The following is a 20,818-nucleotide window of genomic DNA, read 5'->3' as shown; positions in this document are numbered from 1 at the left end:
GAATACTATCTATCAGGCAGCCACAGATTGGCTGCGAGTCTTCTCGATCAATGCCTGGGCGGCATTCAGATCTTCCCAGGCCGGGAACAGAACCGGCGGGTGGTTAAAGCTGTTGGCCAGGAAATGCGCCAGGGCAGGCGATTGCTGAGCCGAGGTCAACAAGGCAAAAGAGGAGTCGGTTGGCGGCTTCAACATGGAGTTGGTCCAGCGCACCACCAGGTTGGCGTAATCCCAGTAACGCTCGAACGTTTCCTGCATCCAGTTACGGTCAAACGCGCCTTCACCACGTTGCAAAATGCTGTCCAGATACACTTGGGCGGCTTTGGCGGCATTGTTGGAACCCTGGCCGGTAATGGGGTCGTTCACGACCACGGCATCGCCCAGACCCAGCACCATGCGGCCCGAAGGCAGTGTCAGTACCGGTTTGCGCACCGTGGGAGGGAAAGCGCCGGACAGATAACCCTGGGCGTCAGTCAGTTCCACATTGCGGGCGCGGTCGGCTTCCCAAGGCAGGAATTCGCGCAGGAAGGACACGCTTTGTTCCAGGTGAGCTTCGGGGGTCTTGGCCTCGCGGAAGCGATCCAATGGGCCACCAGGCACGCCTTCAAACACCATGATGTCGCAAGGACCGGACAGGGTCAGCGATGGGAACACAAAGTATTCGCCCACACCGGGGATGAAGTTAAAGGACACGCGCGAGTATTCAGGCGTAGGCTCCAGACCGTGTACGTAGGTCAGGGCCAGAGCACGCTGGGGCTTGTCGTACATGGAGCGCTGATCATCACGCTCGAACAGTTTGACCACTTCGCCTTTACCGGCAGCCAGCATGGTCAGATCGTATTCCTGGGTGATGCGTTCCAGTTCGGCCACGCCCACATCTTCCATGATCAGCTTGCCGCCACGCTGCTCGAACAGTTCAAGCCAGTAAGGCATTTTCACGCGCTGGTCGGTGGCTTGGGCTTCGCGGTCCAGACGACCGCTCCAATCCACGGCCTTGGTGTCAGGCTGATCGGGGTTAGGCAGGGCAAAACCAATACCTTGTACAGGTGGGCACTCGTCATCCCAGAAGTTCAGACCCAGGCGACGCTCTACATCCAGCGCCTCGGCAAACATGCACTGGCTGGACATGACGCGGCCACCACGAACATCGTCAGGGCTGCGGTTGGTGAAAACGGCTACTTCGTAACCTTGGGCCAAGAGGCCGAATGCAACGGGCATGCCAGCTTGGCCAGCGCCCACAATAGCAACTTTACGCATGATTTTTTTCCTTCTGAGGGAGCTAAGGACGCCACCCCAGCGGCGTCCCGGTTTTTCTTATTCAGCCAATTTGGGAATGGCCGGTACACCTTGCTCGGGACCCATGGCCGAGTAGCCGCCATCCACGGCGTAATCGGCACCGGTCACGAAACTGGCGGAATCCGAGAGCAGGAAGGACACGACTTCGCCCACTTCCTGCGGGTCGCCCACGCGGCCCAGCATGTGAAATGCCGAGGCCACGCGGTCGGTTTTGGCGCGATCACCGCCTGTCAGCTCGTCCATCACCCGCGACCAGATCCAGCCGGGCGAGACCGAGTTCACGCGGATACCATCCGGAGCGAAGTCCAGAGCCATGCTGCGCGTCAGTTGCAACAAGGCGGCCTTGGAGACCGGGTACAACCAGCGCCCGGTTTGTGCGATCGACGATGAAATGGACGTGAAGTTGACGATGGAGCCGCCACGCGGCAACAAGGGACGCACGGCCTTGGCTGCTTGCACAGCGCTGACCAGGTTGATGTCCAATGCCTTGAGCCAGTCTGCACGGCTGGAGGCCATGCCCTCATCCAGATAGGAACAGGCCAAATTGACCAGGCCATCCACACGGCCAAAGTGCGCCTTGACCTGCTCGATGGCCGCATTCAGGCTTTGATCGCTGGTGATGTCCACTTCCCAGAATTTGGCTTTGGCGGCATCGTTGCCTACGGCTTTCTGACCACCTGCGGCATCAATATCAAACACAGCCACACGTGCGCCATAGCCCATCAGCACTTCGACCACGCCTGCGCCAACGCGCGTTGCGCCGCCGGTGACAATGACTACCTTGTCTTTCAGTCCTTTCATCTCGCTCTCCTGCCGCGGGCCCTTAGAACGGAACCGCTACTTTTACAAAAAATTGTTTTCCTTCAGGACGGCCACGCACACCCAGATCCTGCTGGTACTTGGCCGTAATCAGCAGACCCTTGTCGTTGGCGTAACGCAGGCTGGGACCAATGGCGAAAGAGCGCGCCTTGCTGTCCCCGGCTGCCGGGCCACGGTCGCTTTCAATCTGTTGATAGGCATAACCACCCACCCCCAGCACCAGGCCATTACCGAAACCCCAACCCACGGCGTAGTCGGCGTGAATGGCCTTACCCGTGCGGGTTTCGGTATCACTGTTGCGGAAGTTGAAGTCCACCATCATCTTCAAATCCAGGTTGATGCCACTGGGCTGCATGTAGCTGAACGCAGCAGCGGGCTGAATGGCCCAGTAGTTGCGGCCCAGGTTGGCGCTGTCAGTGACCTTGTAGCGGCCGGTAGGGGCCACAAAGTCCACACCCAGCACGTAGTGCATTTTTTCGCTGGGGTGGAAACCCAGGGCAGGACCAAACACCACATCACCCAGACCACTGCGGCGCTGCGACTGACCAGCGGCTTGCGCCTTGACGGTCAGCAGGGGAGCCAGCGCGTGGAACGCCAGTTGGCCACCAAACACTTGCTGCTCCGTCACCCAAACCAGACGGGGGGCCACCATGGCCACATCCACCTTGAAGTCCGGAATAGGCAGCTTGTCGCCGTTCTTGTCCCGCACCGAGTCATAGCGCATGGCACCGCCGTACATCAGCAAATGCACACCGGGTGGTGGCAGGGCGCCACTCATGAAATTTTCCAAACCGTCGGGATAAATGGGCAGGCCATTACCTTCAATGGCATAGGCCGGACCAGCGCCCAATGCGCCAGCTCCCAGTACAACGGCTGCTATTTTTTTATTGATGTCCCCCACGTCCTTCTCCTTTTGTTTTTTAGGTATGACGATGGAGCCAATGGTAGAAGTGCCATTTATGCCGGTATATCCACTTTGCGCAGCGCCTAGCCAATAAGCGCAAGAAGCCGCAAAAGCAGGGAAAACCCCGATTTGGTTTAGATTTAAAGGATGGCGATCAGTAAGGCCGTTAAACGCAGTGTTTCAACGGGTACCTGAGATACTTTCTTTCCTTTCAGCCCGGAAAATAACTGATATCACCGTGGCAATAACATCCAGGGCGGCCAGCGATGTGTAATACCGTCGTCGTGGACCTGCCCACAAACCCGCCGCTTCATTTCGATGAGCTCAACTCTCTCTTTTGCTGAATCTCGATTCAGCCAGCCCTTGCTCGGCCGCCGTTCTGGCGCCTGGGCTTTTATTCTTTTTGCAGTGATGGCTGTGATGGCCACGTGGACCATTTACTGGCTCACCCCCATGATTTCGGACGACTTCAACTACGCCAACAAGGGGATTGCCTGGGCATCAATTAAGGCCCACTACCTGAACTGGAGTGGTCGGCTCGTATCAGACACGATTTCCAGCGCCATACTCAACCTGGCCCCCGGCTGGCTGAAAGCCACACTGAATACAGCGGCCCTGTTTGGCCTGATCTGGATATTAGCCACCTTAGGAGCGCGTCTGGCGGGACAGGCCTTGCGCCCATCCTTACTGCTACTGATGTTCACGCTGTATTGGCTGGTTAATCCCGATCTGGGACAAACCACATTCTGGCTGGTGGGTGCAGCAAATTATCTATGGCCGAACTTATTCAATTTTGGCTTCGTACTGGCTTTTATCTGGTATCTGCAAAAAGGCAGACCCTCCGTTGGCATGGGCTTGGCGCTCTGCATTCTGGCCGTGCTGGCCGGTTGCTCCAATGAGAACACCGGCATTATCAGTTGGTGCTTGTTAGCGTATCTGTGTCTAAGACACTTTCAGCGTACGGGTTCGCTGAGCAAATGGCATCTGGTCTGGTTGCTGTGCATGGGGCTGGGCGTAGCCGTCTTGGTCTTGGCACCGGGCAATCAGGTACGCGCAGAGGCCTTTGCTCATTGGTACGACCAGCCTTTGCTATGGCGCATTTGGGAGCATTTCAGTCGCCGTTTCCCGGACGCGATATTGCGTTATTGGGGTGTAATCCTGGTGATGCTGATTTGGCGTTTTGCCGCAGGGCCTGCGTCCTCTCAATCAGTGCGTCAGGCGATATGGCTGCTCATTGGAGCGTCGCTCCTGGCCAATGCCATACTGGTTCTGGCACCCAATATTCCCAAGCGAGCCTTGAATGGCGGCTTGATGTATCTGCTGGTGGCCCTGTCTATTTATGGACATGATTTATTGGCACGAGGGCAACGCGTCATACCTATGCAACGCAGCCTATTAATGACCCTGGGGGCCTGCGGCACGCTATGGCTGGTGTCCAGCGGCCTCATGTTACGCAGTTATCACGGCACCTGGGAGCAGGATCAGGTGCGGCGCGCGATCTTGTCCGATGCCCACAAGCATCAGCGTCATCACGTAAGGCTACCCAAGTATTTCTTTCTACCCACATTGCGCTCGCGGGATCGCTTTGATATGCACTTCAACCCCAAGGCCATGGCCCGCTACTACGGGAGCAAAGCGGTGATCAATGAATACGCGGTCAATCACTACTATGACCTGGAGACAGGGGCACCCCCACCCGCCCCCTGAAGCTGTAAAACTTGCGCACTTGCTCCGCTGCAAGCCGCTTCCGGCCCCGACGGGTCTGGCAGGGCGAATCAGACTGCTTGCCGCAGGCGAGAGAGAGCGTAGGGATACAAGCATCCTGCTGTTTGAGCACGGCGCTTATAGTTTGTCCGGGGGACAAACTATCGTGCGAGTTCAGGATGCGCCCGTAGCTCTCTCTCGACCAGGGTACCGGTGCGCAGCACCGGCAAGCGGTCAGCCCAGCCAGACCCGTCGGGGCCGGAAGCGGCGTTTTACAGGGAGAGACGTCGGCTAAGATTACAGCAGCAACCTGGCTGCCTATCCTCTGCGCTCACGACGAAAGCCTCCAAGAAACACAAAAAAACCCCGCTCTCCCAAAGGAAAGCGGGGCCAAGACTGTAGTGTGTCTCTTGCTGCGTATTACTTGGCAGCGCTCAGCTCTTTGATCTGCTCGCGGAAGTAGGCCAGCGCGGCTTTACCGTCGATGCCCTTCTTGTCGGCGGCCTTGATCCAGTCTTCTTCAACAAAGGCCAGACGCTCTTTCATCTGGTCTGCTGCTTCGCCCTGAATACGCAGTGTCTTCAGGCCAGCTGCGGTGTGCTTCTCGATGGCTTGCTGTTCGGCAGCCTGCCACTTGGAACCGAAGTCGTTGGCAATCCATTCGCCGCTGATTTTTTCAATAGCAGCGCGGTCGGCTTCAGACAGGCTGTTCCACTTGCGCTCGTTCATGAACATGTACTGGCTGGACTTGCCAAAGCCACCTTCCACGGACACGGCGGTCTTGACCAGCTTGTCCAGTTTCCAGTTATCCAATTGGTCGTACTGGAAGTACATACCGTCGATCACACCACGCGACAGCATTTCGTAGCTGTCCGATGCAGGAGCGTTCACGGTCACGATACCCAGAGCTTTACCAATGGCATCAAACAAGGGGCTGGGCGAGCGCAGCTTCTTGCCTTTCAGATCGTCAATGCTTTGCACATTGTCCTGGCTGGTGAAAATCACGGTAGCAGGGCTGGTCCACATACCCAGCAGTTTCACGCCCTTGTGCTCGTTCGCACCCATCATGAACTTTTCGTAAGTGCGCCAGTAAGCGACCGAGTTCACGCCACCGTCATCAGTAGTGAAGGGCAGCTCGGCAAATTCGATCATCGGGAAGCGGTTAGCCGTGTAGCTGTGTACCGACATGCCCAGATCAGCAATACCGTTACGCACCAGATCCAGGTGAGCCTGTGGCTTGCCCAGCGCGTTGATGAATTCCACCTTCACGCGACCTTCGGTCACTTTTTCGACTTCCTGAGCCCAGGGTTCGAACATATTGGTCACGATGAAGTGGCCTGGAGGCATCCACTGGGAAAAACGCAGGGTGGTGACTTCAGCCGCAACCGAAGGCATGGTCGGTGCCAGGGCTGCTGCAGCCAGGCCCAGGCTCAAGGCCAATTTTTTGAAAACACGCATCTCGACTCCTCGTAAATTATTTTGCTGCCGGGCCACTACAGCCCGGCGTCTTGGCCACTTGATGGGACGATAAACAGGTCCTGGACCTGCACGCCCGGTGTCTTTACTGCTGCCCGGATCACACCTGCATCCGGGCCAGGTTTACATACTGTTCGGGATGACCAGAACAATCCAGGGGACAAACACCAGCAAGAGCAAACGCACGATATCCATCATTACAAAGGGCGTCACACCCCGAATAATGGTGCCCAAAGGAACATCGGGCATCACGTTCTTGATCATGAAAATATTCAGGCCCAGCGGTGGGGTAATCAGGCTGATTTCAGCGGCCACCACCACGATGATGCCGAACCACACCAGATCAAAGCCCAGGGAGGCCACGATCGGGTAGAAGATAGGCACAGTCAGCATGACCATGGACATGGTTTCCAGGAAGCAACCCAGAACCAGGTAAATCGCGCAGATGATCAGAATCACCACGATGGGCGACACATCAATGCCCTGGATGAAGCCCAGCAGCTGATTGGGCAAACCGGCCACGGTCAGGAAGTTGGTAAAGACCAGGGCACCAATCACCAGCGCAAACATGATGGCGGTGGTTTGAGCGGCTTCAATCAGCACCGTCAGGTACATGCGAGGCTGCCAGCCACGACGCTTCAAGGTCAGCAGGAAAGTCGCTGCGGCACCGATACCGGCTGCTTCTGTCGGGGTGAAGACACCACCGTAAATACCGCCCATGATGACGATAAACAGCACGGTAATGGCCATCACGCCTTTGGTCGCCTCAAAGCGCTCGCGCCAGCTGGCTTTCTCGCCAGGACGGCCCAGATTCGGGTTGATCGCGGTAATGATCATCACCGTGATCAGGTACATCAGCATGGCCACCATGCCGGGCAGGAAACCGGCGGCAAACAGCTTGCCGATGTCGGTTTCGGTCAGAATCCCGTAGACCACCATCATCACGCTGGGCGGAATCAAAATGCCCAGGGTGCCGCCTGCCGCAATACTGCCGGTAGCCAGACGGTCGTCATAGTTGTACTTGCGCATATTGGGCATGGCCACGCGACCCATGGCCGCCGTGGTGGCCATACTGGAGCCACAGAGTGCGCTAAAGGCACCACAGGCAACAATCGTGGCCATTGCCAGACCACCGCGCAGGTGGCCAATAAAGGCGTGAGCAGCTTTGTACAGATCCTTGGACAAGCCCGAGGCATTGACCAGGTTACCCATCAGAATGAACAGCGGCAACACGGTAAAGCTGTAGCTCATGGCCGTGTCGTAGCTGGTCTGCGCCGCCATGGTCAAGGCCGCTTCCATGCCCGTAAAGAAGGCAAAACCCAGCGTACCTACCAGCAACATGCCCCAGGCAATGGGCAAACCCAGAAATAAGCTACCCAGCAGGACAGCCAGTCCGATAATAGAAATCAACATGAAAAAACTCCGTCTTTATCGGCGGGAAGAGCTAAAAATCTTGAGCAAGGCAGCCAGAGTGGCAATGCCGGTCATGGTGGCGATGATGTAGGCAAACGGGGCAATAGGCACTTGCAAGGCATTGCTCATATCGCCGTAGTCGGCCAGCTCATTGGCGTGACTCCACAGGTAGAAAGTCAGCACGGCCAGCATGACGGTAGAGACCACATTGATCACGAATTGCTGGATACGACGCGCTACTGGGCCTAGCCAGGCGTCAATCAGACTGACGGTCAAGTGTTGCTGGTGCCAGGTGACACGCGGCAGGGCCGCAAAAATCAGCACGCCCAGCAAGAGTTCGCTGGCTTCATAAGCGCCCAGCAAAGGGGCGTGAAATACATACCGGCCTATCACGTCCACGGTAGTGATCCCTGTCATCAGGATCAAGATGACCACACAGGCAGCATCCAGAATTGTCTCTACAACTCGTACTACTCCACGTGAACGCACCAGCTCCATTCCTGGCAGATCGTCGTTCATTACAGCTCCACTTATTTTGGCCCGACAAGGCCTGTTTTTTGGGTCATCATGCGCTCTGGAAAACCGGGTCGCATTGTTATATTTTTGTTCTAAATAGTTTATAGATGAACAAATCCAGGTAAATAGAAAGAAACCCTTAATTCCATCCAAAATCATGGATTCGTGGTTTCTATCTCACATGGCAAGAAATAAGGTCACAAACCAGCTCGCTTGTCCTGTGCTAGAAGCAGAAAAAGCCGCTGGAGCAGGCGTGAGTACTGGCTTGGCCAACTATCAAGCGGGTGAACATTGGCTTGAAGAAGGCAGAAAAAAGGAATCAGCCAACTAGCAATCGGGTGGCATCCAGAGCCGTGGGCTGACCCTGAGATCCCTGTATGTCATGTCACAGAAAAAGAGCCAGGAATTGAAAAGCCCCCAAGCGTTGGACATGCATCCACGCTGCGGGGGGCTGTCTGAATGGGCGGCTGTTTTGTGCAAGCAGCCGCCGCTTTTCGGATCAGGATTAACGTTTGGAAGGACCAGCCTCCTTGCCGATGAAGGTGGCGGCCACGGCGATCAGCATCGCCCCTGCAGTCAGCACCCAATTGGCGTACTGGAATCCCGCCAGATCATCGCGACTGCTCCAGGCCAGCGCGGCATAAATAGCCGAGACAAAGGCCGTACCAGCCACCGCACCCATACGCTGCAGGATATTCAGAATTGGCGCGGCATCGGCCAGATGAGCGGGACCGGCCATCGCCATCCCTGCCGCCATGGCAGGCACGGTTGCCAAGGCCAAACCAAAACCACGTGCGGCAATTGTCATGCCAAATACCGTGTAGTTGCCCTCCGCCGTCATCAAGGCCAAGGGCACGGTCCCCAAAGCGGTAATCAGGCCGCCGGCAATCAGCACCCAACGCGGGCCCAGCTTGTCGGACAGATAACCCGCCACCGGAAAGCCGATAGCCGTGCCCAGCAATTGCGGGGTCAGCAGCAGACCGACTGCGGCCAGCGATTCATGACGAATGTCCCTGAAGTACAAGGGCAGCAGAAACTGCGCCCCAAAGTTGATGGCACCGCCCAGAAACATCAGCAAGGCTGACAAGGCAAAGCTGCGCTGCTTGAACAGACGCAAATGCAGCAAGGGCGAGTCCACACGCAAAGAGCGGTAGACGAACAGGACGGCAAATACCACTCCAACGGCCAACGCCAGCCAATGCCACTGATCGCCGGACGCCATAGCCCCCATCGCCTTCATGCCTTCCATCAACAAGGGCAGGCTGCACAGGATCAGGAACAGTCCCAGCCAATCCAGACGCTGCGGCCCTTTGGCCGCGACGACCGGACGGGGCAAACCATAGCAACCGGCAATCAGGGCCAGGATAGATAAGGGCACATTCACCCAAAACAGGCTTTGCCAACCAGCACTACCCAGCAACATGGCTCCCAAGGACGTGCCCAATACCGGAGCCAGCACAATCGCCACGCCTATCGTGCCAACGACGCGCCCCAGACGCTCGCGCCCAACCACCATGCCGACTACCGTCTGCCCGGCAGGCACCAGCAAACCACCGGCCAAGCCCTGGCCTATGCGAGCAAACAGCAAGAGCTCGTAAGACGGGGCGAGTGCGCACAAGGCAGAGAAGGCGGCAAACAAGGCCAGGCCCGCCAGCCACAACTGCGTCGGCCCAAAACGCCGCGAGGCCCAGGCGCTGACAGGCACACCCGCAGCCAAGGCCATCAGATACGCGCTGGCCAGCCACTGAATGGCCGCCTCGCTTACCCCCAGGTTGCTGGCGATGGTCGGCAAGGCGGCGCTCAGCAAGGTCGCAGACAGCATGGTGCAAAAGGCACCCAGGGTAATGATGCCGGCCTGCATCCACATGCTGAGGGGAATGGAAGTGATAGCCGCCGGCAAGGTTTTTTGCGCTGTGCTCATGGGCGGTTCCTTTTTAAAGATCGGGAAAGATAAAAATCTATCATCGATAGATTTATTTATCAACGATAGATTAATCTATCAATGCTAAACTTTGTGCTGCACGCAACAGCCGGATTTTCTTCACCCCGGCACGCACACCCTCTTTCAGCAAGGACACCCCAATGGCAAAAATCCGGCCTGAACAAGTCGTCGCCGCCGCTCTGGAATTACTGGACGAGCTGGGCCTGGACGCGCTGACCACCCGCAAGCTGGCGCAAAAGCTGGGGGTAGAGTCGGCCACCTTGTATTGGCATTTCCGCGACAAGGCTGTCTTGCTGGGACAAATGGCCTCCACGGTGCTGGTCGAACACCACACCTTGGCCGTGCCCGACTCCACCGAACCATGGGCCAGCTGGTTTGCCGACAATGCCCGCAGCTTTCGGGCGGCCTTGCTAAGCCACCGCGACGGCGCACGGCTGCATGCGGGCAGCACACCCGGTCAAACGGAAATGGAACGGCTGCTGCCCAAGATTGCTTATTTGGAGCAAGTGGGCTTTAGCCAGGAAGAAGCGGCCATGGCCTTGCTGTCTGCCGGTGAATACACGCTGGGCTGCGTGCTGGAGAGTCAAACGCGGCAGGCGGCGGGCAATGATCAGCCTGCAAAGAAAGCAGAAACAGACTCTGAGGCGAGCCCGAAAGCCAACGCGAACGGGCAAGCCCAGGCAGCCACAGCAAGCCTTCCGGCCCTGGACCCCGAAACCTCATTCGAGTTTGGGCTGATGTTGATGGTCGAAGGTCTGAAACAGCGACTTTTGACATCAAAAACCGGGGATAAAAAGCCAAAAACGGCCTCTACGACAAAGAAAAAAACTTAGGCAGCAAAAAATCCAGGTACCGCCAACCAGCCGCCACCAATCAAGATGGTCCCTTCAGCCGTTTGTTTAAATGACAGTCGCCGCCCGACATGCTGGAACAGATAGTCCATCAAGGGTGCTGTGCCATCCAAAAACAAAAGCCCCCTTGGAAAACCAAGGGGGCTTTTATATTACGCCAAGCAAATGGACTGGCTCCCGAACGCACTCAAGGCGCAATCACGAGCAGTCCTGTTGCCCGTCGATCAGATCGTCAGCGTACCCACGCTGGCACCACCGCAGACATACAAGGTCTGGCCCGTGATGAAGCTGTTTTCAGGATCCGAGAAGAACAGGGTGGCACGGCTGATGTCATCCGCACGGCCCAGGCGCTTCACGGGAATCGCGGCAGCCAGCTTGGCTTCGCGCTCGCTACCGGCTTCAACCACGTCGTAGAACATATTAGTGGTGATGGGGCCGGGGGCAATCACGTTGACGGTAATACCTTGATCAGCCAGTTCCAGCGCCCAGGTGCGAGCCATGCCCAACATGCCAGCCTTGGTAGCGGCATAGGCAGTACGGGTTTGCAGACCCAACGCGCCACGCGATGACATCAGCACGATGCGGCCAAAGTGGCGCTCGCGCATGCCAGGAACCACCGCCTGGGTAATCTGCAAGGCTGCGCCCAGGTGAATCTGGGTCAGGCCCTGCAAGTCTTCCAGCTTGACCTCGTCCAGCAAGGCGGGCCAGATTACGCCTGCGTTGTGGATGAAGTGAGTCACTTCAAAGCGCTCGGCAATGTCCTTGGCCGCTTTCTCGGTTGCCACGGCATCCAGCAAGTCCACCTGCACGCAGTGCAGACGCTCGTGCGTCCAGGGCAGTACATTGCGCGCCATGCTGATCACGGTGTAACCCTGATCCAGCATCTTGCGGCAAATGTCTTCACCAATACCGGTGCTGCCGCCCGTCACAATGGCGGTGTATTGAGCTTGTGTCATCTTGATTGTCTCCAGGCAAATTCAAGGCGCAGGGCGCGCCACCAGCACGGCTACGCCACCGGCATCCAGTTCCAGACTCAGGCGCACTTTCTCATCGGCCTGCCCGCCTTCGGGCAAGTGGGCGATGGCAAAAGGGCCGCAATCCAGTTGAACGGTGCCGATACGCCAGGGCAGTCGTGCCTGAAAATAGGGTTCGTTGCTGTGATGCAGGGTCGTGGTGGCACGCAACACGCCCGTGTCCGCCACCGCCTTCCAGTTCAGCGTGGTGTGCAGGCAATGGCCGCACACGTCCCTGGCGGGATACTGCACCGTGCCGCAGGAAGGACACACTTGCAGGGCGAATTCGCCACGCTGGGCGGCTTCGGTCAGACCGGCTGCCGTGGCGCTGCGTGCGCCCGGTGGCAAGATTTGGGTATCGCTCATCACTGCCCCCGTTCCAGCAAGGCCGCAGCAGTACAAATGCCGCGGTCGTAATTAATCATGCCAAAGCCGGACACCAGACCGATGCGGGCATTGGCCACTTGCGTGTCGCCTGCGGTATCCGTCAATTGGCGCAGCGCCTGAACCAGACCCAGATAACCACCGGCAGCGCCAGCCTGGCCTACCGACAGCTGTCCGCCGCTGGTATTGAAGGGAAAGCTGCCGTCTACGGTAAAGGTGTTCTTGCGTATGAATTCCGGGCCTTCGCCCTTGGCGCAGAATCCCAGGTCTTCAAACTGCAGGACGTTGATGACAGGGTAGTCATCGTAGGTTTCCATGAAATCCACGTCTGCCGGGGTGAGGCCCGCGTGTTCGTAGAACGCATCCTTGTCCATGGCCCAGCCACCACGATGCTGTACCGCATCTTCAGGGAAGGCATTATGACGCTCGATGGTGGAACGAATACGGACATAAGGCAGGCCCAATGCTTCGGCCTGTTCACGACGCATCACCAGATAACCTTCGGCTCCGGCGCAAGGCATCACGCAATCGAACAGATGGATGGGGTCGGCAATGACACGCGCATCCATGTACTGTTCCAGCGTCAGCGGTTTTTTCATCAGGGCATGCGGGTTGCGCAGCGCATTGTCACGCTGGGCGACGCACAGCTTGCCGAAATCTTCACGCGTGGCACCGTAGTGACGCATGTAGTAGTCCGTCAGCAGCGCAAAGCTGGCATTGGGTCCACCGGCACCGTAGGGGTAGACGGCATCCTGCGAAAAACGCGAAAAGCCCGACACCGTGTTCTTGAAGGATTCACGGTGGTTGGTATCGCCCGCAATACACGCCACGATGGACGCATCGCCACACTGCACGGCACGGGCCGCACGACGCATGGCCACCACGCCGCTGGCACCGCCCATGGGGATGTGGTCCAGCCAACGCGGGCTCATTTGAAAATGCTGCATCACGCCTACGGCGGTGTCCGAACCCAGCGTGAAACTGGACACGCACACGCCATCGACATCGGCTTTTTTCAGGCCGGACTGGGCCAGCAACTGGCCCAATGCCGCACCCAGCCACCAATGCGCGGTCTGCTCGGAATGGCGCTCGTAAGGAATGGTCACCGGAGCGACCAGCACCACATCGTCATAGCCCTGGCGGGCTGCTTGCGGCAAGGCCATGGGCTCAGGCCTCCTGACGTTTTTTCAGGTGATTCGTGTTCACGCAGGCCGGGTTTTCCAAAGCGGCCAGGGCCACTGTTTTCAGCTCACCGCGCTGAATCTTGTTGGTCGAAGTCAGCGGCAGGGCATCCACAAACAGAACGTAGCCGGGCACCTTGAAGTAGGCCAGTTGGGTCAGACCCCACTGCACCATTTCCTGGGCAGCCTGTTCGCGCTGTTCCTGGGTTTCGATAGGATTGTGCGGCACCACCAACGCCATCACTTCGTCGCCACGGATGGCGTCGGGCACGGCGGCCACGGCAATGGAGCGCACCAGCGGATGCTGCTGCATGATGTTTTCCACTTCCACGGCAGCGATGTTCTCGCCACTGCGACGGATCACGTTCTTTTTACGGTCCACAAAGTGCAGGTAGCCTTCTTCATCACGGCAAACAATGTCGCCTGTGTGGAACCAGCCGCCTTCCCAGGCTTCGTCGGTCGCCGCTGGATCTTTCCAGTAGCCGGAGAAAAAGCCGTAGCGTGGGTTGTCACCGGCCGAGCGCACCAGCAACTCGCCGTTTTCGCCGGCCTGAGCAGGTTCGCCATCGTCTTTACGCAGCAGCACTTCAACTACAGGCATTTCCTTGCCGAAGCAGGAAGTACCAATATGGCGTGGCTCGTGGTTGGCGATGATGCTGGCACCCGCGCCGGTTTCGGTCATGGCCCAGGCTTCCAGCAGAGGGAAACCAAAGCGTTCTTCAAAAATAGGATGCAGGCCACGGTCCACACCGGCGCCAAAACCAAAGCGCACGCTATGTTGACGGTCTTTTTCGCTGGCCTCGGCCTTCATCAGAATGGCTGGCATCACGCCCAGGTAATGCACCACGGTTGCGCCAGATTCACGCACCGAATCCCACCAGCTGCGTGGGTGGAAACGGTCCAGGGAGATCAGGCAGCCGCCGGTCTTGACCATGGCCATGGTCGAGCAGGCCATCGCATTCATGTGGAACAGGGGCAGCGGAGTCAACATGCGCTCTTTGCCATGCTCCAGCGAAGCCAGGCCACCAATGTCGCGATACCACTCGCCAGCGTAATGGAAGTACTGGTTAGCCAACATGCAGCCCTTGGGGCGGCCTGTGGTGCCGGAGGTGTACAGCAGGGCACATTCGCTGTTTTCATCAGGAATGTCACAGGAACGGGAGGCGGCGCGCTCCACCATCGGAGGCACATCACCATCGGCCATGATGGCAAAAGGCTGACCAGCACGCTGAGCCGCTTCCACCAGATCCTGGTGACGGCTGGGCAGGGCAATGGCCATGATCATTTCCGAATGGCCGATCAGGTATTCCAGCTCGGCAGCGCGCAGGTCCGGGTTGATCGGCACAATGGACACGCCCAGGCTGTTCAGTGCAAACCAGTGCAGGAAGAACACGGGGCGGTTCTCCAGCAGGATGCCGACGCGATGACCGTGGCCGTAGCCAGCAGCGGCGTAGCCGGCGCGCAAGGCGTCGATACGCTCCAGAGCCTGACCGTAAGTCAGCTCGCCCGCTTCAATACCGTAGATCTCGGCGGTCTCAGGCAGGGTACATACAAAGGGCTTGTCGCCCCATTTCTGGGCGGTGTCTCGAAAAGCCTGGTAGACCGTGGTGTTGGCCATCAAAAATTCTCCTGTCCTGTCACATAAACAACTGGATATTGCCGAAAGGCGCGTCGCAATTGAGCAGATCCACCCGTTTCAGACGGATCTTCAAAGCGTCGTCCTGGCGCACCAAGGTGTAGGTATTCCAACCCACATAGATATCTTGGTTGTCGCCACGCGTTTCCGTGTAGTGGAAGGCGCAACGCACGGTGTATTCGCCTTTTTCCTCGTCCATGCTTTCCACTGTGGGTTGCTGGAGCAAGTGATGGCTGCGGCTCTTGGGCTGCTGGGAAAAGGTACGGCGGCCTGCCAGACGTTCCACACGGATACGCAGCAAGAGCTTGTCCTCGTGCATCAGGGACGCGTGCAAACGGGCGTCCTGCTGATCGTGCGCCAAGGGCATCCAGTAGTAGCCATCCTCGGTGAACAGGTCGAGCCATTGCTCGTAGCGCTGTTCATCCAGCAGGCGGGCTTCCGCATACACAAAATCGATAAGGGCCTGACGGCTGATTTCGCTCATGGTTATTCCTCTTCTTTCTTGGCCTGCTGCTCGGGCAGCATGAACTTCAACCAGGCGCGGAACTGGGCGCGCATCTGCATTTCGCTGGTGCCGTTGATCACCACGTTCTTTTGCTGGTCTTCATCTTTTTCCACCAGACGGGCCAGGTTCATCCAGTCGCGACCACGCGACTGCAAACCGTGCTGGGCACGCTCGTACATTTCCAGGTCATCGTGACCGACCATGGAGGTCGGCGCGTTGATCAGGCGGTTGTACATCAGGGTGCGTTCCAGGAAGGTGTCAGGGGCACCCACCAGGCGGAAGGTCCAGGACTCCACCAGGGTCTTGTCAGCGGCCAGCGGCTTGAACAAACGCAGGGTCTGAATCGGGCCCTTGACCATAATATTGGGGAAGTAACAGGTGTTGTGACGCGTGTCGCCCAAAATGGCTTTGGCGCGTTCTTCACCGTAGGCTTCGACCATCTGGTCCCAGTAGCCGGGAATTTCGGAGTAATCAGCGTGGATGGAATTGCTCACGCCGGTATGGCCGTGACCGTTTTCCCACACGCGAATGCCCATGCCTTCGTAGAACTCGTAAGGCGACATGAACGGGGCAAACAGCTCGACCGCCATGGGCTTGGGTGTGCCCGGAGGGGCCGCTTCCCAGGCTTTTACTGCCGTACCGGCCGAAGACTCGTGCGCCACCATGGGGTGACAGGTATCGGTCTGGTTATCGACCAGCATTTTCCAGTTGCACTGGTGCATGTAGCGCATCACGCCACCGGCCACTTCCAGACGGCCTTCGGGGGAGCGATCCACCATATTGTCGATGGTGCTCAGGGACTCACCAAAGAAGTCCTCAAAGCTCACGCCTTCGTCGGCCAGGCGACAGAACACGAAATCGCGGTACACCTTGACGTTCTGTACCGCTGCCATGCCCTTGCTGCCTTCGGTGCATTCAAAGCCGGTGTTCTCGTAGCCTTTCTTCAAGGGGATGGACAGCAAGGAGCCGTCGGTCTTGAAGGTCCAGGCGTGGTAGGGGCAACGGAAGAATTTGCCCGTGTTGCCACAGGTCTCGCCCGCTACCTGCACGCCTTTGTGCGGGCAGCGGTTATAGAGCACACGGATGCTGTCATCGGTATGGCGCACCATGATGACGGACTCAGTACCGACCGTCGTGGTGTAGAAGTCGCCTTTATTGGGCACCTGGCTGGCATGGCCAACGTAGACCCAGGTATTGACGAACAACTGCTCCATCTCCAGTTCAAACAGCTCCTGGTTGATGTACAAATCCTTGTGGACCTCGGCCTCGCGTACCAATTCGCGGATGGCCTGGGGATTATCACGATACTTTTCCATCATGTTCTCCGTCGCCCTAGGGCTTTATAGATCCAGCACCAGACGCGGGGTCTTGGCACGGGAAATACAGATCTGGATGACCTTGTTGCTGGCTTTTTCCGAGTCGCTCAGGAAATAGTCGCGGTGGTCAACCTCGCCTTCGATCACATCACAGGTACAGACGCCGCACTCGCCGCGCTTGCAGTCGATCATGGGGTCCAGGCCCTGCTCTTCCATCACGTCCACAATGGTCTTGTCGGCCGGAATTTGCAGGGTGACACCGCTTTGGCGCAATTCCACTTCAAAAGGCTGGTCGCCTTCCTGGGGAGCGGCGGTAATGAACAGCTCGAAGTGAACATGGTCGGTAGGCCAGCCGCGTTGCTTGCAGGCTTCGATCACGGCATCAATCATGCCTTTGGGGCCACAGACGTAAATGTGCTGGTCCTTGGACAGACCGTCGAGCAGGGTATTCAGGCAGAAACGGCCTTCGCTATCGTCGGCGTAGTGGCGCAGGGCCGGGCCGGACAGGGCGCTCAGCTCGTCCAGAAAGGCCAGCTGTTCCACGCTGCGACCGGCATAGTGCAGCTGGTAGGGGCGGCCCTGGTGATGCAGGGCAGCGGCCATGCTGGCAATGGGAGTGATACCGATACCACCGGCAATCAGCACGGTTTCGGTCTCGCCTGCCGCAGCGGCGTGCAGGGGAAAATCGTTCTTGGGACCAGCCACACGCAGCGTATCGCCTACTTTCAGGCTGTGCATGAAGCGCGAACCACCCGAGCTATTGTCTTCCAGGCGCACGCCCAGACGGTAACAGGTCGGACCCTGTGCCGTGTCGGCGTCCAGCGAAATCAGGGAATAGCAGCGGTGATCGTTCAGATCAGGAATCTGTACCTGCAGGTGCGAACCCGGCGCAAACGCGGGCAGGGAACCGGCCTGGGCAGGCTCTAGCGTAAAACTGCGAATCAGCGGGGATGCGTTCTGGATGTCCCGGATGACGAGTTCAAAAGTATCCATCATGTGCCTACCATTGAGCATGACTACATCAATTACCCAGCCGAAAAGGCCAAGCCGTGGCATGATGTAGCGCCGCAGGGGGCAATGGGACGGTATCGCGTAACCTGAAAAAGGCTGCGTAAGGCTCGTCTACTGTCTCCGCTAAAACCGGCTGCCTGACACCAAGACTGGCTGTATGGCTGGATCTCTATTCATTCTTTTGTGAATTTATTTTATTGATGAATAGTTTACGGATAAATATATACTGCCGAATATAATGGAAAACCACTAGGTGAGAAAACAGCATCGCTCAGACACGGTAACGACTGTCTGGCACGCTGTCAGCACCGTTTGTACTCACCCCGCAGTTTATCGATAGAACGTTCAAGATGAACAAAATATGAATGCCGTTTTCAGATTCTGTTCACAGCACCTTGCGCATAATCAGGCCGTCTAACACAGACAAACCCAAGTTTTCTTACCGCAAGGAGTTTTACGATGAAACGTTCAACATTGATCTGCGCAGTCATTATGGGCGCTACGGGTGTTTTAGGCGGCACTGCTGCCATGGCACAAAAACCGGCTCCCGCCCCTCATGCCGCTACGGCTCAAACGGCACCCGCCGCACACGCGACGACCCCTAAAGCCAGCGCAGCCACCACTCACCAGGCACCGGCCACTCACAAGAAAACTTCCCCCACCCACGCACCCAAACGCTGAATGGATGACAGACCTGCTTTGAACGACACTCTATCCATATCGGGTCAGGCTTTGCCTGACCCTTTTTTTTGCTTTGCCGACTCTGCTCTCGTGCTTACTGAGCAACCAGTGCGACCACGCGCAGTGGGCTGCCGGAACCGCCTTCAATCTTCAGAGGGGCCGACATGATCAGTGCACCTTGAGGGGGCAGCTGATCCAGATTGCACAGGCACTGCAAACCGTAGCGGTTGGCACCGTGCATCAGGGTGTGGCAAGGGTAGCCAATGGGCCATGCGTAGGATTGGCCAGCATCGGTATTGATGGTTTCAACGCCAAAACCGTGAACCTTGCGCTCGTGAATCATCCACTCCACGGCTTCCTGGGCTGGGCCAGGTGTATGGGCACCGTCTTCACGCATGTTCAGGAACGCCTCGGCGTCGTTCACGCGCTTGGACCAATCGGTGCGGAACAGCACCCAGGCGCCTTCAGGGATACGGCCATGCTTGGCTTCCCAGTTCAACAGGAACTCGGAGGTCAGGATGAAGTCTTCGTTCTGGGCCACTTCGGCAGAAGCATCCACTACAACGGCAGGGCGCAGGAAGTTGTCCACCGGAATGGTGTCGACGGTGTTGTCCGGATGGTCCTTGCCGGAGATCCAGTGCGCAGGCGCGTCAAAGTGGGTACCTGTGTGTTCGCCACAGGTGAAGTTGTTCCAGTACCAGCCTGGGCCGTTTTCGTCGTATTGGCTGATGCGCTCAATCGAGAAACCGGCAGTCTGGCCAAATTGGGGGGGCAGTTGCAAGGCGGGGAAGCTGGGAGACAGAGTCTGGGTCAGATCCACAAAACGGACCTGCTTGCTGTCGATCGCCTGGATAAAGGCTGCCAATGGGTTCTTGTCGCTCATTTCATCTCCTACTGGGATCTTATGTCATCGTTATAAGTGCCTGCCCTGCAAGGCGCAGGATAGGGACCAGCCGTTAAAACAGCCCGCTCCTTCAGGCCCGGCGCTGCCCTTTTTTACAAAAGGCAGTGTGCATCTTGGACCGCTGCGGCAAGGCCACGGCGGTTTTTTTTGAGCAGGTCGCTTGAGCAAAGAGACCCGTCAAAAAACGGTCCCGATCCACTGGGGGAAAGGGACCGTCTTGAACCTTCTTACACTTCCTTGTCGTCCAGAACGGAGAACTCGGCAGGATTCAGGTCTGGCTGGGACGCTGCGTCGCCTTCGTAAAAGCGGGCAGGCGTCAAAGCCTTGCGGTTCACACGCAGGTCAAACACGTCAAAACGGTTGTAGTGACCGGTGATGTCGTGCATTTGACGCGGCTGGATGCAGCGCGACAGATCGATATCGGCGTAGGCAATGCCTTCCTTGTCGATCAGTGGTTCGCCCTGAACGCGGCCATCGGGGCCAATAATGCCCGAGAACGCGCTGTTGGGACGAGCCAGCAGTTCACGTGCTTCAGGATGGCTGGCCGACATGGCTTCGATGATTTCCTCGGAAACCGTCGAGCAAGCCACAACCGTAAACACCTTGCCTTCAAAGCAGTGAGCAGCGGCACGCAGGCGAATCGCTTCGGCCATGTCGTAGTCTTTCGGTGCCACGGGCAAAGCGATGTAGCTGGCAACGTGAACCAGTTCACCTTGCGACAACAGGCTGAAACGAGCCAGCGTGTTGGTGTTTTCACCGCAAGCCAAGGCGCCCAGCGGGCCAATCGTGGTGTCATGAACACGCATCGAGGAGGCGTCGCCGTTGGCCCAGGTCAGCTTTTCAGCCCAGGTTGGAACCAGTTTGCGGTGACGGCCCAGAATGCGGCCGTCCGCGCCGATGGTGACCAGCGTGTTGTAAATGGTGCCGATGCCAACGGGACTGCGCTCGTTCACACCCAACACCACGTTGACCTTGCGCTGACGACAAACTTGCGCAACCTTCTGGATCTCGGGACCGGGAACTTCGATGGCCGATTTGCACAGGCGCTCGAACCACGGGCTGCCCTCGATCGGGTTCATCACCCAGCTCCAGTAAGGGTAGCCAGAGACGAACACCTCGGGGAAGGCGATCAGCTCGGCACCGTTATCGGCTGCTTCATTGATCAGACGACATACTTTTTCGATGGTCGCATTCGTGTCCAGGAACACAGGCGCTGCCTGTACGGCGGCGGCCTTGAACTGACGCAATTCCAGCATCATGCTCTCC

Annotated in this window: 19 protein-coding genes; 3 read left to right on the top strand and 16 right to left on the bottom strand. The window is 57.7% G+C overall.

All coding sequences use genetic code 11. From position 1 onward, the window contains the following. Positions 1 to 12 precede the first annotated feature (12 nt). From DUD43_RS00415 to DUD43_RS00405, 3 genes are read right to left on the bottom strand one after another with little or no spacing between them, the layout of a single operon-like run. Positions 13 to 1,257, bottom strand: a complete 1,245-nt coding sequence (locus tag DUD43_RS00415; protein WP_153228681.1) for a styrene monooxygenase/indole monooxygenase family protein — start codon at positions 1,255 to 1,257, stop codon at positions 13 to 15. Positions 1,258 to 1,314: 57 nt separating this feature from the next. Next, a complete protein-coding gene (locus DUD43_RS00410; RefSeq protein WP_045930507.1) occupies positions 1,315 to 2,097 on the bottom strand; it encodes an SDR family oxidoreductase in 783 nt (260 codons plus the stop codon). 22 nt (positions 2,098 to 2,119) lie between these two features. Further along, entirely contained in the window at positions 2,120 to 3,007 is an 888-nt protein-coding gene (locus tag DUD43_RS00405; protein WP_153231501.1) for a SphA family protein, read from the bottom strand. A 330-nt stretch (positions 3,008 to 3,337) separates the two neighbouring features. Between DUD43_RS00405 and DUD43_RS00400 the strand changes: the two genes are divergently transcribed. Beyond that, positions 3,338 to 4,726, top strand: coding sequence for a DUF6056 family protein (locus tag DUD43_RS00400; RefSeq protein WP_153228680.1), 1,389 nt, complete (start codon positions 3,338 to 3,340; stop codon positions 4,724 to 4,726). A gap of 417 nt (positions 4,727 to 5,143) precedes the next feature. Here DUD43_RS00400 and DUD43_RS00395 read toward each other — a convergent pair whose 3' ends face one another. The 4 genes from DUD43_RS00395 to DUD43_RS00380 all read right to left on the bottom strand — a co-directional run bounded on the left by DUD43_RS00395 (position 5,144) and on the right by DUD43_RS00380 (position 10,049). Continuing rightward, positions 5,144 to 6,181, bottom strand: a complete 1,038-nt coding sequence (locus DUD43_RS00395; RefSeq protein ID WP_153228679.1) for a TRAP transporter substrate-binding protein — start codon at positions 6,179 to 6,181, stop codon at positions 5,144 to 5,146. Between the two features lie 141 nt (positions 6,182 to 6,322). Then, the gene (locus tag DUD43_RS00390; RefSeq protein WP_153228678.1) at positions 6,323 to 7,612 is read right to left on the bottom strand and encodes a TRAP transporter large permease; all 1,290 of its coding nucleotides are present in this window, start codon (positions 7,610 to 7,612) and stop codon (positions 6,323 to 6,325) included. 15 nt (positions 7,613 to 7,627) lie between these two features. Further along, on the bottom strand, positions 7,628 to 8,131 hold the full coding sequence (locus tag DUD43_RS00385) for a TRAP transporter small permease (RefSeq protein WP_153228677.1): 504 nt from the start codon (positions 8,129 to 8,131) through the stop codon (positions 7,628 to 7,630). A gap of 502 nt (positions 8,132 to 8,633) precedes the next feature. Further along, on the bottom strand, positions 8,634 to 10,049 hold the full coding sequence (locus DUD43_RS00380) for a DHA2 family efflux MFS transporter permease subunit (RefSeq protein WP_153228676.1): 1,416 nt from the start codon (positions 10,047 to 10,049) through the stop codon (positions 8,634 to 8,636). Positions 10,050 to 10,210: 161 nt separating this feature from the next. Here DUD43_RS00380 and DUD43_RS00375 point away from each other — a divergent pair, with 161 nt between their 5' ends. Beyond that, positions 10,211 to 10,903, top strand: a complete 693-nt coding sequence (locus tag DUD43_RS00375) for a TetR/AcrR family transcriptional regulator C-terminal domain-containing protein (protein ID WP_153228675.1) — start codon at positions 10,211 to 10,213, stop codon at positions 10,901 to 10,903. 242 nt (positions 10,904 to 11,145) lie between these two features. Here DUD43_RS00375 and DUD43_RS00370 read toward each other — a convergent pair whose 3' ends face one another. Genes DUD43_RS00370 through DUD43_RS00340 form a run of 7 tightly spaced genes read right to left on the bottom strand, consistent with a single transcriptional unit; the run spans position 11,146 to position 17,949 of the window. Continuing rightward, positions 11,146 to 11,877 (bottom strand): SDR family NAD(P)-dependent oxidoreductase, encoded by a 732-nt coding sequence (locus DUD43_RS00370; protein ID WP_042484928.1) that lies wholly within the window; start codon positions 11,875 to 11,877, stop codon positions 11,146 to 11,148. Between the two features lie 21 nt (positions 11,878 to 11,898). After that, complete coding sequence (locus tag DUD43_RS00365; protein WP_108727031.1) at positions 11,899 to 12,300, bottom strand: Zn-ribbon domain-containing OB-fold protein; 402 nt, start codon at positions 12,298 to 12,300, stop codon at positions 11,899 to 11,901. Beyond that, positions 12,300 to 13,481: a thiolase family protein gene (locus tag DUD43_RS00360; RefSeq protein ID WP_153228674.1), complete on the bottom strand. Its 1,182-nt coding sequence runs from the start codon at positions 13,479 to 13,481 to the stop codon at positions 12,300 to 12,302. Before DUD43_RS00360 ends, DUD43_RS00365 begins: the two co-directional genes overlap by 1 nt. Before the next feature lie 4 nt (positions 13,482 to 13,485). Next, positions 13,486 to 15,117, bottom strand: coding sequence for an AMP-binding protein (locus tag DUD43_RS00355; RefSeq protein ID WP_153228673.1), 1,632 nt, complete (start codon positions 15,115 to 15,117; stop codon positions 13,486 to 13,488). 19 nt (positions 15,118 to 15,136) lie between these two features. Next, positions 15,137 to 15,619: an aromatic-ring-hydroxylating dioxygenase subunit beta gene (locus DUD43_RS00350; RefSeq protein WP_094195171.1), complete on the bottom strand. Its 483-nt coding sequence runs from the start codon at positions 15,617 to 15,619 to the stop codon at positions 15,137 to 15,139. Between the two features lie 2 nt (positions 15,620 to 15,621). After that, the gene (locus DUD43_RS00345) at positions 15,622 to 16,956 is read right to left on the bottom strand and encodes an aromatic ring-hydroxylating dioxygenase subunit alpha (RefSeq protein WP_045930501.1); all 1,335 of its coding nucleotides are present in this window, start codon (positions 16,954 to 16,956) and stop codon (positions 15,622 to 15,624) included. A 24-nt stretch (positions 16,957 to 16,980) separates the two neighbouring features. Next, entirely contained in the window at positions 16,981 to 17,949 is a 969-nt protein-coding gene (locus DUD43_RS00340) for a PDR/VanB family oxidoreductase (RefSeq protein WP_153231500.1), read from the bottom strand. A 477-nt stretch (positions 17,950 to 18,426) separates the two neighbouring features. On the opposite strand from DUD43_RS00340, the gene DUD43_RS00335 reads away from it, so the two are divergent. Next, positions 18,427 to 18,648 carry a hypothetical protein gene (locus DUD43_RS00335; protein ID WP_153228672.1) on the top strand — a complete coding sequence of 74 codons (222 nt, stop codon included), beginning with the start codon at positions 18,427 to 18,429 and terminating at the stop codon, positions 18,646 to 18,648. A gap of 94 nt (positions 18,649 to 18,742) precedes the next feature. Here the strand turns inward: DUD43_RS00335 and DUD43_RS00330 are convergent, their stop codons facing one another. Both DUD43_RS00330 and DUD43_RS00325 read right to left on the bottom strand, forming a co-directional pair. Then, positions 18,743 to 19,531: a cyclase family protein gene (locus DUD43_RS00330; RefSeq protein WP_153228671.1), complete on the bottom strand. Its 789-nt coding sequence runs from the start codon at positions 19,529 to 19,531 to the stop codon at positions 18,743 to 18,745. Positions 19,532 to 19,779: 248 nt separating this feature from the next. Next, on the bottom strand, positions 19,780 to 20,808 hold the full coding sequence (locus tag DUD43_RS00325; RefSeq protein WP_153231499.1) for a carbon-nitrogen hydrolase family protein: 1,029 nt from the start codon (positions 20,806 to 20,808) through the stop codon (positions 19,780 to 19,782). Between the last annotated feature and the right edge of the window lie 10 nt (positions 20,809 to 20,818).

It is taken from the genome of Alcaligenes faecalis, from assembly GCF_009497775.1.
In the GTDB taxonomy this organism is placed as follows: domain Bacteria; phylum Pseudomonadota; class Gammaproteobacteria; order Burkholderiales; family Burkholderiaceae_B; genus Alcaligenes; species Alcaligenes faecalis_D.
Note: the sequence above shows the minus strand (reverse complement) of the source record. Positions and strands in the feature narration are given on the sequence as shown.

Bases quoted from the DNA above. Each gene is read 5' to 3' on its own strand.
- DUD43_RS00340 (WP_153231500.1), bottom strand. From the start codon at position 17,949: ATGGATACTTTTGAACTCGTCATCCGGGACATCCAGAACGCATCCCCG.
- DUD43_RS00330 (WP_153228671.1), bottom strand. From the start codon at position 19,531: ATGAGCGACAAGAACCCATTGGCAGCCTTTATCCAGGCGATCGACAGC.
- DUD43_RS00395 (WP_153228679.1), bottom strand. From the start codon at position 6,181: ATGCGTGTTTTCAAAAAATTGGCCTTGAGCCTGGGCCTGGCTGCAGCA.
- DUD43_RS00350 (WP_094195171.1), bottom strand. From the start codon at position 15,619: ATGAGCGAAATCAGCCGTCAGGCCCTTATCGATTTTGTGTATGCGGAA.
- DUD43_RS00325 (WP_153231499.1), bottom strand. From the start codon at position 20,808: ATGCTGGAATTGCGTCAGTTCAAGGCCGCCGCCGTACAGGCAGCGCCT.
- DUD43_RS00345 (WP_045930501.1), bottom strand. From the start codon at position 16,956: ATGGAAAAGTATCGTGATAATCCCCAGGCCATCCGCGAATTGGTACGC.
- DUD43_RS00375 (WP_153228675.1), top strand. From the start codon at position 10,211: ATGGCAAAAATCCGGCCTGAACAAGTCGTCGCCGCCGCTCTGGAATTA.
- DUD43_RS00370 (WP_042484928.1), bottom strand. From the start codon at position 11,877: ATGACACAAGCTCAATACACCGCCATTGTGACGGGCGGCAGCACCGGT.
- DUD43_RS00360 (WP_153228674.1), bottom strand. From the start codon at position 13,481: ATGGCCTTGCCGCAAGCAGCCCGCCAGGGCTATGACGATGTGGTGCTG.
- DUD43_RS00385 (WP_153228677.1), bottom strand. From the start codon at position 8,131: ATGAACGACGATCTGCCAGGAATGGAGCTGGTGCGTTCACGTGGAGTA.
- DUD43_RS00365 (WP_108727031.1), bottom strand. From the start codon at position 12,300: ATGAGCGATACCCAAATCTTGCCACCGGGCGCACGCAGCGCCACGGCA.
- DUD43_RS00410 (WP_045930507.1), bottom strand. From the start codon at position 2,097: ATGAAAGGACTGAAAGACAAGGTAGTCATTGTCACCGGCGGCGCAACG.
- DUD43_RS00380 (WP_153228676.1), bottom strand. From the start codon at position 10,049: ATGAGCACAGCGCAAAAAACCTTGCCGGCGGCTATCACTTCCATTCCC.
- DUD43_RS00390 (WP_153228678.1), bottom strand. From the start codon at position 7,612: ATGTTGATTTCTATTATCGGACTGGCTGTCCTGCTGGGTAGCTTATTT.
- DUD43_RS00355 (WP_153228673.1), bottom strand. From the start codon at position 15,117: ATGGCCAACACCACGGTCTACCAGGCTTTTCGAGACACCGCCCAGAAA.
- DUD43_RS00415 (WP_153228681.1), bottom strand. From the start codon at position 1,257: ATGCGTAAAGTTGCTATTGTGGGCGCTGGCCAAGCTGGCATGCCCGTT.
- DUD43_RS00400 (WP_153228680.1), top strand. From the start codon at position 3,338: ATGAGCTCAACTCTCTCTTTTGCTGAATCTCGATTCAGCCAGCCCTTG.
- DUD43_RS00335 (WP_153228672.1), top strand. From the start codon at position 18,427: ATGAAACGTTCAACATTGATCTGCGCAGTCATTATGGGCGCTACGGGT.